The organism is Desulforhopalus vacuolatus, assembly GCF_016918505.1.
Classification (GTDB): Bacteria; Desulfobacterota; Desulfobulbia; order Desulfobulbales; family Desulfocapsaceae; genus Desulforhopalus; species Desulforhopalus vacuolatus.
In genome coordinates this window covers 1-12,405 of the sequence record NZ_JAFFPZ010000030.1, presented here as the reverse complement: position 1 = coordinate 12,405, position 12,405 = coordinate 1, and the positions used below count along the sequence as shown (strand labels likewise).

Below are 12,405 nucleotides of genomic sequence, written 5' to 3'. Positions count from 1 at the left end.
TACCTCTGCTTCAAGAAAAATTCAGTTTACAAGGAGAAAAGATGAAAGTCCGTAAATTTATTACAATTGCCGCAGTTTCTCTCGCGCTGACTGTCGCCGGGTCTTCCGCATTCGCCGGAAAAGTAAAACTGGTTGGCTCGGGAGCAAGTTTTCCCTACCCGATCTACTCCACCTGGTTCAGCCAGTTCAGTAAAGCCAATTCCGGGATCCAGGTAAACTATCAGTCCAAGGGGTCTGGTGCGGGGATCCGCGACTTTCTCAACGGTGTGGTGGACTTCGCCGCCTCTGACGCCGCCATGAAGGAAGAGGAGATGGCAAAGGTAAAAGACGGGGTGCAGCTTCTCCCGATGACTGCAGGTGAAGTTGTTCTCGCCTATAACCTCAAAGGCGTGAAAGATCTCAAACTCTCCCGCAAAGCCTATACAGGAATATTCCTCGGCAAGGTGAAGACGTGGAATGATCCCCTCATAGCCGACGCCAATCCCGGGATGAAACTCCCCGCCACCCCGATTACCGTAGTTGCCCGGGCGGACAGTTCTGGAACAACTTACGTTTTAACGAAACACCTCAGTGCCATCTCCCCTGAGTTTGCAGAAAAGGTCGGCGTTGCAAAACAGCCCAGCTGGCCCACAGATATCAACATGATCAAATCACCCAAAAATGCCGGCGTAAATGCTTCCATCAAAAGAGCCACAGGAGCAATTGGCTATACCGAATACGCCTACGCCCGCATGGCCAAACTGAATATGGTTTCTCTTGAAAACAAAGAGGGAAGCTATGTCGCCCCCGGTCTCACTGGCGGTCAGGCCGCACTTGCCAATGTTGAAATCCCCGAGAACATGATAGCCTGGGTCTCTGACCCTGCAGGAAAAGATTCTTACCCGATCGCCACCTACACCTGGATGATTTTCCACAAAAAATATGCCGATGCCGGTAAAGCCAGGGTTCTGCGCAAAATGGTTAACTACTGTCTTGACAACGGCCAGGCCATTGCCGACCAGATGGGCTACATCCCGCTGCCAGCCAATGTGATTGCACAGGTGAAGGTTGCAGCAGAAAACATCAAATAAGGTACGTAAAGATTCTCCTGCTGTAACAGAGGACGCAGAGCAACAGGCTGTGCGTCCTTTTCCTGCATTGCAGAGAAACTTCTTTCTCGGAACGCCGTTCCAGATGGTCTCCGGGATAAATACCAGGAAGAGAGAAAAAAACCATGGCAGCAGAAAACAGGGAAGAAAGCATCCTGCCCCACGCGGAAACCCTTGCCGCTCCGCCCACAACTGTGGACAAAATCTTCGATAAGTGCTTCCGCACTCTCACCCTTGTTTTCACCTGGGCGACGGTGCTTCTTCTTGCTTTCATCGTCTTTAGAATCGGCGGACAGGCGCTCCCCGCTATAAAGGAGTATGGCCTCGGCCTGCTCGTCTCCTCCGACTGGGACGTCAACAACAACCAGTTCGGCATCTGGCCGCAGATATGGGGGACACTCTACAGTTCTCTGCTCGCCCTGGTACTCGGCGGCTTCTTTGGCATTACCATCGCCATCTTCCTCACCCAGGATTTTCTTCCCCACAAACTTGAGATAATCCTGAAAAATATTGTGGAACTGCTTGCGGCCATTCCCAGCGTCGTTTACGGACTCTGGGGCATCTATGTACTCATCCCCATCCTGCAGCCCACCGCCGACAAGCTTCACAGCTCCTTTGGCTGGTTTCCACTCTTTTCCACCAGCTTCAGCGGCTTCGGCATGTTTTCAGCCGCCCTCGTCCTTTCCATCATGATTCTGCCCACTATCGCCGCCATATCTCAGGACGCCCTGCGTGCTGTCCCGGGAAAAACAAAAGAGGCTGCTTTCGGCATGGGAACCACCCGCTGGGAGGCAATCCTGCGGGTCATCCTTCCCACCGCATCCGGTGGTATCTCCGGGGCTCTTGTGCTCGGCCTCGGCCGCGCCCTCGGTGAGACCATGGCCCTTGCCATGCTGGTCGGCAACAGCGCCACCGTCTCACTCTCCCTCTTCTCCCCGGCAAGCACCCTCGCCGCCCTGCTCGCCCTCAACTTTCCCGAGGCAGATCTGAACCAGACCGGCGTGCTGATGTACGCGGCATGTACCCTGCTGCTCATCACCCTTGTCGTAAACATGCTCGGGACCCTCATCATCAGCACAACCACAACAAAGGGGGGTGAACGATGAACGAAACGAAAAACGACCTTCTGCAGCTGCCCAATCTGGAGCGCCAGCCCTTTGAGCCCCGGGCACTGAAATCGATCCTGCTGAGCACAATCACCATCATCTGTGCCGTGCTGGCCTGTGTTCCGCTCTTCTCGGTGCTGGTTATGCTGATTTACCGCGGTGGCTCACGTATCAGCCTTGAATTGTTTACCGCCCTGCCCCCCACAGCCTTTCAGTTCGACGGCGGCGGGATCAGCAACGCTATTATCGGGACACTTTTCATGGTCGGTATCGCTGCTCTGATCACAATTCCTTTCGGTGTGCTGGCCGCCATCTATCTCGCGGAACTCGGCCCATACAGTAAAGTCGCCACCATCGCCCGCTTCTCCGCCAAAACGATGTCAGGACTGCCGTCCATTATTGCCGGGGTTTTCGCCTATGCCATCATGGTTATCACCATGGGCGGCTACTCTGCATGGGCGGGGGGAGTCGCTCTGGCTGTACTCATGCTGCCCACCATCCTGCTGACTGCTGAAGAGACGATCAAGATGGTGCCAAAACGCATGAAAGAGGCGGCCTTCGGCATGGGATGTACCCCGAGCCAGTCAATGACAAAGGTCGTCCTGCCAATGGCCCTGCCGGGCATCATCACCGGTGTTGTACTGGCCGTTGCCCGTGCGGCGGGGGAGACTGCACCTCTGCTCTTCACTGCAATCTTCAGTGAATACGCTCTGGAACCCAATGATCCCACCGCCTCCCTGGCGGTCCTCATCTACAATTACTCGAATTCAACCTCGGAAAACCAGCTTGAGCTGGCCTGGGCCGCGTCCCTCGTTCTTGTCGTACTGGTCTTCATCCTCAACATGGTCAGCCGCTGGATCGGCTCCCGCACTCGTAAATAAGGACAAAAATGAACACATTACTTCAGGACGACATCATCCTCGACTGCAGAGCAGATAAAATATTTTACAGCGATTTCCTTGCCGTGCGTGACAGCCATGTGCCGATCAGAAAGAATCAGATCACCGGTTTCATCGGTCCCTCCGGCTGCGGCAAATCGACTGTCCTGCGCAGCATCAACCGTATGAACGACCTTATCCGCGGCTTCAAATTCTTCGGCAGCATTCAATTTCACACCATGGACATCTACAACAAAAAGGTTGATCCGGTTGCCGTGCGCCGTAACATCGGCATGGTCTTCCAACAGCCGAACCCCTTTGCCATGTCCATCTACGAGAATGTCGCCTTTGGCCTGCGCCTCAACCGCTTCAAAGGCGATATGGATAATCAGGTAGAGAAAGCGTTGCGCGGCGGAGCCCTCTGGGATGAAGTGAAAGACAAGCTGAAAAAGAGTGGACTGTCACTCTCCGGCGGGCAGCAGCAGCGTCTCTGTATCGCCCGCGCCATCGCCACCGAACCGCAGGTTCTGTTGATGGATGAACCCTGCTCGGCACTCGACCCCATTGCCACCCGGCAAATTGAGGAACTGATGCTGAAATTAAAGGAACGCTTTACGGTCTGTATTGTTACCCACAACATGCAGCAGGCGCAGCGGGTGGCTGATCAGACCGCCTTCTTCAGTGTTGATCTCTCCATAGGCGGACGCACCGGCTATCTCGTGGAGATGGCCGCCACGAAAGAGCTCTTCAGCAACCCGCAGGAACAACTCACCAAAGAGTATCTGCATGGGGATTTTTCCTGAGCACCTTTTTTTCAAGAAGAATCATGAGTATAAAAAGGGATGCTTTTAAGAAGCATCCCTTTTTGTCTTTTTTTTAAGGTGACAACATGTTTTCCCTCTCCGGAGAATCTGAGAAAGTTATGGCAAAATCATACAAAATGAATCTGGAAGAGATTGAAACGTCTCTCAAACAGGTCCAAAAAAACTGGGAAAAGATTAACGCCAGCCTGATGATGCGGCGCGAGGTTCTTGATGACACTATTATTGAGAACATGCTGGCGGGCTACACCTATGTTGACAGACTCCTGCGCAAGGGCATCAATCCCCTCAACCGCTATGAGCTGAATCATTACCTGGAGATGAACCATATCGTCCTCTGCGGCACCAACCCGGAGCGACGTAAAGACTTTGCCGAACATATCAAATACACCACTGACCGCTTCTACAAAGCAGAGAAGTTCAGCATCAGCCACATGCGCAAGTGGGCAGAAAAGCATAAAAAAAATACAGCCTGGGTGCAGGCGGCAGGTATATACATCATGGGGGTGAGTCAGCCTCAGCTCTTTTTTGAAGGCAACCATCGAACCGGGTGTCTGATGATGGGCTACATTCTGGTGAAGAACGGCAAGCCGCCCTTCGTTCTTACGGTGGACAACGCCAAGGCCTACTTTGACCCCTCCACCGTCGCCAAGCAGACCAGCAAGGACGTTTACGGCAAGCTCTACAAGCTGCCGAAGATAAAACGGAATTTCGCCGAATTCCTCAAGGCAAACGCCAATACGGAACTGGTCAGGAAGAAAAAAAATATTTGAGAACAAAGATTTTGGCCGATTACGAATGGATAAACAGGATGTAAAATTGATCTCAATGGTGATAACGGTGGCATTTCATCACCACTGGTGGAAAATTGGCACAACAGTGATTCCAGCAATGGTGTTGTAGAGACAAGGCATGCCTTGTCTACACGGTGACGAGAAAGGTAACGATACGGTGAAATGATTTGTAACGCATGGAATAAACTGGTAGCAATTCCCGAAATTATTAAGAGCAGATGCAATCGGGATTATACCTCCTTAAACGGAGGTATAAGGCTACCCTGAATAATCAGTGAAAATTATTTAATATTTGCGGCGATATTCCCCACTCTTCTAATTTGTTAAAGTTCTCAAGACTTTTATAATGATTCCGTATTCTTAATATTTCAACTGTCGTTAGTGATTTTTTCATTTTGTGGTAATAAAGAGAACCTATACCAATATTACTTTCGTGATTATTTGAGGTTATATAATTTAAAATTTTATAGACATTTTCCTCTGAATCAGTTCCAGTTATAAACAACAACCAAAGTATTTTAATTATTTCTGAGGCTTTATTTTTTTGTGACTCAGTAATTGCAGATTTTGTAATAGGATGGGAAAATCTGTCAAATAATTTACATATTTCATCATCTTTCAATGAAAATATTTTCTTTTTTTTCATTTTTCTGTAATTGAGTTATTGACTAATACGTTGAGCGGGAACGTCAATTTCTTTGGTTGAACGATATTGACTAATCCCCATAGGTTTGAGAGAATCTCGCCAAGAGTGATATTTTTACGTTTGTTCATAATAAACTCTTTCCACATTTTCCGAACCTTCATTCGTCCAATAAAAGAAAATATACCAGTGTCGTTAGCGGATACGGTGTTGATCTGAACGATCGCCCTTGAGTATTTCAAGGCGATTTCCAGGCGGAACTCTTAAATCGTCAAGCTGAGTAGCAATCTCAAGTTGTCGAAGCTTACGTCGTGCAACATTTTCAATATTTATAAATCGCCTGGCACGTTGACCTTTTGAGAGTGATTTTGTTTATTTACATTTAAAAGATCTTATAATGTTTATCATAGTAACGCGTGACGTTATTAATGTCAAGCGTGACTGTGAATGGCAAACACATTTCTCATCGGCGAGTAATACCATTTACATTTTGTATTGGCGCATTCAAAAACAGTGGGCCGGATTAAAATTTTGAATTTTTACTCTTCCTCCAATCAAAATACGACAAAGGTTAATAAATGCGTGTTTACAAACATTTTTTTGCGATGATTTTGATGTTACTTCTCATTTTTACAAATCTGCTTTGTGCTGTAGCTGACCCGGCGGAGAAGAGTAAAATGATGGGGAAAGATTCGATTTATGGTGACTCAAGACCCAATAGATTTCCTGCCATTTCAGTTGATTCGTTTGGCAATTTAAATTGTCTTGAGAAATGTATGCAACGAAATAAAATGGCCTCTGTCGGGTTTGAGGCCATACAGGAACAGTGTCAACAGTCATGTGACCTCGATGACATTTTATTTCAGGTCAGATCTCAAGATATAACAGTATATAAGAAAGGTATTAAAGCCCTCTGTGAGATCAATGATCCCCGTGCTGTTCAACCGCTCATCACCGCTCTTAAAAGAGATATCAAAGTGCGAACCGGCTTGTGGGCCTGGATCATTCCGGCTCTCGGAAGATTGGGAGATTCCGCAGCCGTTCCAATACTTGAGCAGACGTTAACAATGAGCGATGATCATTGGCCAGGCAGAGAAATGTCGGCGAATGCGCTTGGTAACATCGGCGCCACAGAGTCGATACCAGTACTTCTGGAAGCCGTAGAACGCGGCTATGCGAGGGAATCTGTCATTGAGGCATTGGCAAAGTTTGATGACCAGAGGGTTATACCGACATTAATATTGGCACTTCAGCCGGAGGAAGACCCGACAACAACCCAGGTGGCAATGAACGCGCTGCATCGTTTTGGATCCGAAGCGGTACCGAAGCTCATAGATGCTTTTAACGACTTTTCCCCAGAGTATTCAGCCACACAAATACGTTTGAGGTTATGCCATTTGCTGGGTAAAAGCAGTGATGAACGGGCAATTTTGCGACTCCAAAAAAGCAGGAATGATCCTGATACAGTAATAGCAGAATGTGCTTTAGGGTATGTGGGTAACAAATAGATATTAGGCTTGAAAAAATAGACGCACTCTGCAGGCAGTTATATAATTCCTATTAAGGGTACCTTGAATAATCTTGTATTTCGTTCATATTCGAGGCACAGGAAGAAATTTACCGAAGGTATATGATTGATATTCCGAGGATAAATTTTTGACTGTAACGAAGAAGATGGGCGAAAGACTGATTATTCAAGGCAGCCTTAAGTTATACCCGTTTTGTCTCCTGTTTATCCATTCATGGTTACAAACGACAAAAGGAACCACGAATGGACACGAATAAACACGAATTATTACTGAAAAAAACATAAGGGTCCCTTGTGGTTGAATTTGGTCTATTATTTGCTTTGAGGTAATTGATATATGAAAGCGTAAAACGATCAACCCCGACTTTCGGATGACTCCCAAAGTTGATTAATACTCCTGGTGCACTGTACGGCTTAACTTCGGATACAAACGTTTTCGTTTAATGCGTTGTCCCTGTTCGTGAAAATTCGTGTCCATTCGTGGTTACAAACTGCAAAAGGAACCACGAATGGACACGGATAAACACGAATTATTACTCAAGAAAAGGGGCCAATACATGAAGTGTGCAATCAAGTATTTGATTTTTCTCTGGCCGATCTCCGTATTGGTCTATTTGATCTTCATCACCCTTTCAAGCCAGGCAAGTGTTGACGATACATTACTGGAAGCCAATGGCCTGATTTGGGGACAAGGGAGTGAGCAAATTACCGTTGAGGTAAATCAACGTTCTTTGGGAGAACAAGAGACTTTCGAAATTCTTCTACGTGAAAAAAATGGTCAACACCGTGAAAATTTTCGACTGACCATTAACAAGGACATGTTTGGCGGTGGATTTGTTAAAGCAGTGCAGGTCGATGATGACCCGGAATTTGAAGTAATCGCATGGGGCAGCCACGAAGAACAAGAGAGTTTTTTATTGGATTATCAAAAAAGTCAAATAAGTAAGATACCCTTTACCAATACATCTAAAGATATCCAAAATATCGCAATTCAGTGGCGCCAGGCTTACGTCATGAATGGAATGACATTTTCTGTTTTTATGATTTTTGCTGTTGGCTATTACATCTTTATCGGGATTGTTTGGTTGATTGTCAAAACAGTAAAGAGAGGTCGAAAAAAAATTTAATGGCTGCTTCCGATCAAGTGCATTTTTTTGTTAGATATTTATATAAAGTTGAAAGAATCAACTATTCTGTCTAATTCTTTTTGAATTGTTTCATCTTCATTTGGAACATTTTTGGCGAGTGCCGAAACAACAAAGAAAGTTCCCCCTCTTTTGCTGACCAGCATTGTTGATTTGTTATTTCCGTCTACGTCTGTAAAAATAAATTTTATAGTTCGACTTTTACCGGTGCCTGATACCGTGTATTCGAATCCCTCGTATTTGGATTGCAGTTCCTTGATAATTTTGGGCACTGTATTATAAACATATCCTGTAGTTTCTTGTCTGGCTATGGTAATGGCATATTTTGTATTTTGTGCTTCCCTGACAGCAGCAAAAGATAAAGAACCATCTCTATCTGGGAGGTATAAGAAACCTTTAGGTATGGTTATGGTGTAGCCATCTTCTGATTTATATATTTCTTCATTTAACGCATAATGGCCTTTTTTTTCGAATGCGTTTTTAGTCTCTGCTGTTGTTGGCATCCTGTTATTGTCTTCTTTTTGTTTTATTTCTCTAAGATCGTCGTAGGCAAGAAATGTTGATACAGAGACTAATACGACGACAACTACAGGTATCCATTTCTTTTTGTACGTCTTTTGGTTCTTTTTATTGAAATACTGATACAAAAGAAAGATAGCAATGAGAAGTTGAAATCCGTTATCGGCTATAAGTGGGAGATATTCTGTCATTATTTTCCTCGCTGTCTAGTAGTGGGTTAAAGGGGAAAAGTCCATTAAAGACCTCATTCAGTTCATTTTCTTCAATCTTTTTCGTAAATAGCAAATTTATAGTATTAGAAAGTGTTTTTATTTTTCTAGCTCTAAGGTACTTCACTAAAAAGTCAAACCATGTATCTTTTGAAACAATATAAAAATAACCGTCTTTATCTTCTACCGACATTTTTTCGACATAACATGCGATGTAAAAATCTAGTGCATTGCTGGATGAGTACAATAAGTGCAACAGCGTTCTTTCTAAAAGAATACCAGATCAGTGCATTTCTTCAAACAGGAAGATCTCATACCGATATTAATGAGACCTTGAATCGTTCTAAGAGTACAATTTCACGTGAAATTTATCGCAACCCTTTTGAAGGAACCTATGAGCCCTGTGTTACTCATGTCATAGCAATGACCAGACGGAAATCCGCTGAGAAGGCCACAAAACAAAATCCTGAAGTATTGCAGATTGTACGAAAGTGGCTCCGACTGGGGTGGTCTCCAGAGTCTATAATCTATTGATTTTATATTGAGAATCTTGAATTACCTCTGCAAAAACATGTTTGCCATACGGCGGTTTATGACTGGATTTATAAAGACCGGCAAAAGGGGGGGAAACTCCACACGTATTTCCCACGGTATGGCAAACGTCGGTGGAAAGGAGGTAAACGTGCCGGGGTGTCTCTTATTCCTGACCGCGTAGACATTGCAGAACGTCCTCAGATCGTGAATGAGAGGAAGCGGATTGGAGACTGGGAAGGAGATACTGCTTACGGGCAGAATGCGTCCCTTGACAACGTAGTATATTTCAATTAGAAATTAATTTTCTATCGTCTGAGTATCTGCCGCCGATATATTTTTTTAGCTTTTTTACCTTTGGGCACTGAGGTTTTTTACGTTCAATACCATTTCATAACAACATAACAACTTGAGGAGAGTCCATGAGTCTGACAAAGAAAGTTTTACTCGGAATGATTCTTGGAATAGTCCTGGGAATCGGGATCAACCTTACCGGGCTGAATACCGAAGGCTCACTGGTCAACTTATACCTCGTCAACGGCCTGTTCAATGTAGTTGGCACGATGTTTGTCAACGCCCTGAAGATGCTGGTTGTTCCGCTCGTGCTGTTTTCCCTGATTTGTGGTGTTTGTGGAATCGGTGACGTCAAATTACTTGGCAAAATCGGCAGCAAGGCGTTTGTGCTCTATATGCTAACCACAGCCATTGCCATCGCCTCGGCACTGGGCATTGCCGCCACCCTTGGTATCGGAAAAGGCATGAACGCCCAATCTTCCGCCGAATTCACTGGACGTGAAGCACCGCCACTGTCGCAGGTTCTCATCGACATCGTACCGTCGAACCCCGTTAATGCCATGGCCCAGGGAGAAATGCTGTCAATCATCTTCTTCGCCATCTTGCTGGGGATCAGTATGCTGCTGGTGGGACGCAAATCAAAGCCGTTGATCAATCTCTTTGAAATGTCGAACGAAGTGATGATGAAGATGGTTGGTATCATCATGGCCCTGGCCCCCTATGCCGTTTTTTGTCTGCTGTCAAAAGCGATGGCTAATCTTGGCCTGGATCTGCTGGCGCAACTGCTGGGTTACGTCCTGGTGCTGATCGGGGTGCTGTTGCTCCACCTGTTCGTGACTCTTCAACTCGTACTAAAAATTTTCTCCGGTCTCAGCCCGTTCACATTTATGAGCAAGATTCGCAACACTCAGGTGTTTGCCTTCAGTACGTCGAGCTCCAACGCGACCATTCCCGTAACGTTGCGCACGGTCACGCAGCGCATGGGGGTCGACAACTCGGTCGCCGCGTTCACGGTGCCGTTCGGTGCAACCATCAACATGGATGGTACCGCCATCATGCAGGGGGTGGCCACGGTTTTCATTGCCAACATCTACAATGTGGATCTCGGCATGAGCGGTTACCTGACAGTGATCATGATGTCAGTCTTGGCGTCGATAGGTACCGCTGGCGTTCCCGGCGTTGGCCTGATCATGCTTTCCATGGTTTTCGTCCAGGTCGGTCTGCCTGTTGAGGGCATAGGTTTGATCCTTGGTGTGGACCGCCTGCTCGATATGATACGCACGGCGGTCAATGTATCGGGTGACGCAGTGGTCTCAACCATCGTAGCCAAAAGCGAAGGCAAACTCGACGTAGATGTTTTCAATGATCCCAACGCCGGTATCATTCACGACGAGGATCTGGATATCGACGAGGCGGTCGAAAAAGAGATGGCGGAAGCCGTTCAGCAGTCACGCAAAAAATCATGAAACCGGGACAACCACAACCGAACCAGGGGGTACCTGCTATGCTGAGAAAACAGATGATATTTCGATTGATTGTACTGATGGCGGGCGTACTGGCTTTCAGCCTGATCGAACAACCGCTCGGTGCACAGGAGTCAACCAGAGCTGTTATCGGCAATGAGGCAACACAATCTCTGTCGACAATGGAGGCGGTGACCAGCTGTGGCAGCCTGCGGGTGGGCGTTAACCCGAACCTGGTACCTTTCTCGTATGAGAACGAAGCAGGCAAACGCGTCGGTACTGATATTGATATGGCCACGAAACTCGCCAATGCACTCGGGGTGAAACTCGAGATCATCGTACCCGAAACTTTCGGTGAGCTGATTCCGATGCTGCAAAGTGATCGTCTTGATGCCGTCATGGCCGGCATGAGCATAACCTTCGACCGCGCCAGGGTCGTAAACTTCACTGACCCCTATTTCGACACGGGGATCTCGATACTCAGCAATATCGCGGCGTTGTCGAGACTCGGCATTTCCCACCCGAAATCGTCACAGGCCTTTCTCGATGATATTGACGCTAAAGGGATCGGCAACCGGCTTACGATTGCCGTAACCGAAGGTAAGGCGCCACAGCAGATGGCCGCAGAGCTCTTTCCGCAAGCCACAATCATGAGCTTTCCGAACAATGCTGATGCCGCTGAAGCCACGCTCAGGGGCGACGCCCACTTCATGCTGCACGATGAAGTGTTTCTCAAGGTCTGGCTGCGTGACAACTCCAGGCGCGCCGGCATCCATCTGCGTATCATTGATCCGCCAGTAAAACCGGATGTATATGGGATCGCCGTCAAAAAAGGCGACTGGGAATGGCTGCAATTGCTCAACGTTTTCGTCCACGATTTACGCAGAAATCAGGAAGTCGTCAAATCGCTGACGAGCTATCTGCCCAGTATTGATAAGCGCGCCCTGTCAGAGAAAGCCGTACTGCGATTCGATGTGCAGGGCATGGATGACTGAGGCTGTTGCAGCGATTTCCCACCGATGACGGGCCTCTGCCTTGATTGGCGGAGGCCCTTTTCGCTCAACCACCAGGACAGTAAACGCTGCTGCACGATTAAGTTACCATAATTAAAAAGTAACTACTCACCCCCACCAGCCTCAAGTCCTGGAATTTTACCACCTAAAGCCAACTGAATAGCGACAAGCGGATTGATTCCTTGGTTTGCCATTGTTTGCAGGTAGCTCGAGATTCTACAATAAGCTTGGGCATACAGTTTCTTCCGGAAACAACCAGATACTTTTTGTTTTACCTTCGCCATACGGAGATCTCGTTCTGCCCTATTATTAGTGAATGGGACATAGGGCTTTTTTGCAAACAGCAAGACTGCGGTCTCATATTTTTTCAGTC

At 47.0% G+C, this 12,405-nt stretch carries 14 protein-coding genes; 9 read left to right on the top strand and 5 right to left on the bottom strand.

The genetic code is table 11. The features are described from left to right. Positions 1-41 precede the first annotated feature (41 nt). The 5 genes from pstS (at position 42) to JWG39_RS13635 (ending at position 4,666) form a co-directional block, all read left to right on the top strand. On the top strand, positions 42-1,070 hold the full coding sequence (gene pstS, locus JWG39_RS13655) for a phosphate ABC transporter substrate-binding protein PstS (RefSeq protein ID WP_205219977.1): 1,029 nt from the start codon (positions 42-44) through the stop codon (positions 1,068-1,070). A 143-nt stretch (positions 1,071-1,213) separates the two neighbouring features. Beyond that, entirely contained in the window at positions 1,214-2,194 is a 981-nt protein-coding gene (gene pstC, locus JWG39_RS13650; RefSeq protein WP_205219976.1) for a phosphate ABC transporter permease subunit PstC, read from the top strand. Then, on the top strand, positions 2,191-3,075 hold the full coding sequence (gene pstA / locus JWG39_RS13645) for a phosphate ABC transporter permease PstA (protein WP_205219975.1): 885 nt from the start codon (positions 2,191-2,193) through the stop codon (positions 3,073-3,075). Before pstC ends, pstA begins: the two co-directional genes overlap by 4 nt. An 8-nt stretch (positions 3,076-3,083) precedes the next feature. Next, positions 3,084-3,875, top strand: a complete 792-nt coding sequence (gene pstB, locus JWG39_RS13640) for a phosphate ABC transporter ATP-binding protein PstB (protein WP_205219974.1) — start codon at positions 3,084-3,086, stop codon at positions 3,873-3,875. A 119-nt stretch (positions 3,876-3,994) separates the two neighbouring features. Further along, positions 3,995-4,666, top strand: a complete 672-nt coding sequence (locus JWG39_RS13635) for a hypothetical protein (protein WP_205219973.1) — start codon at positions 3,995-3,997, stop codon at positions 4,664-4,666. A 292-nt stretch (positions 4,667-4,958) separates the two neighbouring features. On the opposite strand, the gene JWG39_RS13630 is transcribed toward JWG39_RS13635, so the two are convergent. Continuing rightward, positions 4,959-5,333: a hypothetical protein gene (locus JWG39_RS13630; RefSeq protein ID WP_205219972.1), complete on the bottom strand. Its 375-nt coding sequence runs from the start codon at positions 5,331-5,333 to the stop codon at positions 4,959-4,961. Between the two features lie 192 nt (positions 5,334-5,525). Next, entirely contained in the window at positions 5,526-5,657 is a 132-nt protein-coding gene (locus JWG39_RS17170; protein ID WP_369130633.1) for a type II toxin-antitoxin system RelE/ParE family toxin, read from the bottom strand. A 251-nt stretch (positions 5,658-5,908) separates the two neighbouring features. Between JWG39_RS17170 and JWG39_RS13620 the strand changes: the two genes are divergently transcribed. After that, positions 5,909-6,838, top strand: coding sequence for a HEAT repeat domain-containing protein (locus tag JWG39_RS13620; RefSeq protein ID WP_205219971.1), 930 nt, complete (start codon positions 5,909-5,911; stop codon positions 6,836-6,838). 529 nt (positions 6,839-7,367) lie between these two features. Further along, entirely contained in the window at positions 7,368-7,985 is a 618-nt protein-coding gene (locus tag JWG39_RS13615; RefSeq protein WP_205219970.1) for a hypothetical protein, read from the top strand. A gap of 38 nt (positions 7,986-8,023) precedes the next feature. Here JWG39_RS13615 and JWG39_RS13610 read toward each other — a convergent pair whose 3' ends face one another. After that, positions 8,024-8,713 carry a hypothetical protein gene (locus JWG39_RS13610; RefSeq protein WP_205219969.1) on the bottom strand — a complete coding sequence of 230 codons (690 nt, stop codon included), beginning with the start codon at positions 8,711-8,713 and terminating at the stop codon, positions 8,024-8,026. Then, complete coding sequence (locus JWG39_RS17165; protein WP_205219968.1) at positions 8,682-8,978, bottom strand: PIN domain-containing protein; 297 nt, start codon at positions 8,976-8,978, stop codon at positions 8,682-8,684. Before JWG39_RS17165 ends, JWG39_RS13610 begins: the two co-directional genes overlap by 32 nt. A gap of 706 nt (positions 8,979-9,684) precedes the next feature. On the opposite strand from JWG39_RS17165, the gene JWG39_RS13595 reads away from it, so the two are divergent. Next, positions 9,685-11,022 carry a dicarboxylate/amino acid:cation symporter gene (locus tag JWG39_RS13595; RefSeq protein WP_205219966.1) on the top strand — a complete coding sequence of 446 codons (1,338 nt, stop codon included), beginning with the start codon at positions 9,685-9,687 and terminating at the stop codon, positions 11,020-11,022. A 38-nt stretch (positions 11,023-11,060) separates the two neighbouring features. Then, positions 11,061-12,014 (top strand): substrate-binding periplasmic protein, encoded by a 954-nt coding sequence (locus JWG39_RS13590; protein ID WP_205219965.1) that lies wholly within the window; start codon positions 11,061-11,063, stop codon positions 12,012-12,014. 122 nt (positions 12,015-12,136) lie between these two features. On the opposite strand, the gene JWG39_RS17440 is transcribed toward JWG39_RS13590, so the two are convergent. Next, positions 12,137-12,405: IS66 family transposase (locus JWG39_RS17440; RefSeq protein ID WP_439099720.1), on the bottom strand; the 269-nt coding region annotated here is incomplete at its 5' end.

What these genes read in the sequence shown, in the direction of transcription:
- pstS (WP_205219977.1), top strand. Translation starts at nt 42, where the DNA reads ATGAAAGTCCGTAAATTTATTACAATTGCCGCAGTTTCTCTCGCGCTG.
- JWG39_RS13610 (WP_205219969.1), bottom strand. Translation starts at nt 8,713, where the DNA reads ATGACAGAATATCTCCCACTTATAGCCGATAACGGATTTCAACTTCTC.
- JWG39_RS13615 (WP_205219970.1), top strand. Translation starts at nt 7,368, where the DNA reads ATGGACACGGATAAACACGAATTATTACTCAAGAAAAGGGGCCAATAC.
- JWG39_RS13620 (WP_205219971.1), top strand. Translation starts at nt 5,909, where the DNA reads ATGCGTGTTTACAAACATTTTTTTGCGATGATTTTGATGTTACTTCTC.
- JWG39_RS13635 (WP_205219973.1), top strand. Translation starts at nt 3,995, where the DNA reads ATGGCAAAATCATACAAAATGAATCTGGAAGAGATTGAAACGTCTCTC.
- pstB (WP_205219974.1), top strand. Translation starts at nt 3,084, where the DNA reads ATGAACACATTACTTCAGGACGACATCATCCTCGACTGCAGAGCAGAT.
- pstC (WP_205219976.1), top strand. Translation starts at nt 1,214, where the DNA reads ATGGCAGCAGAAAACAGGGAAGAAAGCATCCTGCCCCACGCGGAAACC.
- JWG39_RS13590 (WP_205219965.1), top strand. Translation starts at nt 11,061, where the DNA reads ATGCTGAGAAAACAGATGATATTTCGATTGATTGTACTGATGGCGGGC.
- pstA (WP_205219975.1), top strand. Translation starts at nt 2,191, where the DNA reads ATGAACGAAACGAAAAACGACCTTCTGCAGCTGCCCAATCTGGAGCGC.
- JWG39_RS13630 (WP_205219972.1), bottom strand. Translation starts at nt 5,333, where the DNA reads ATGAAAAAAAAGAAAATATTTTCATTGAAAGATGATGAAATATGTAAA.
- JWG39_RS13595 (WP_205219966.1), top strand. Translation starts at nt 9,685, where the DNA reads ATGAGTCTGACAAAGAAAGTTTTACTCGGAATGATTCTTGGAATAGTC.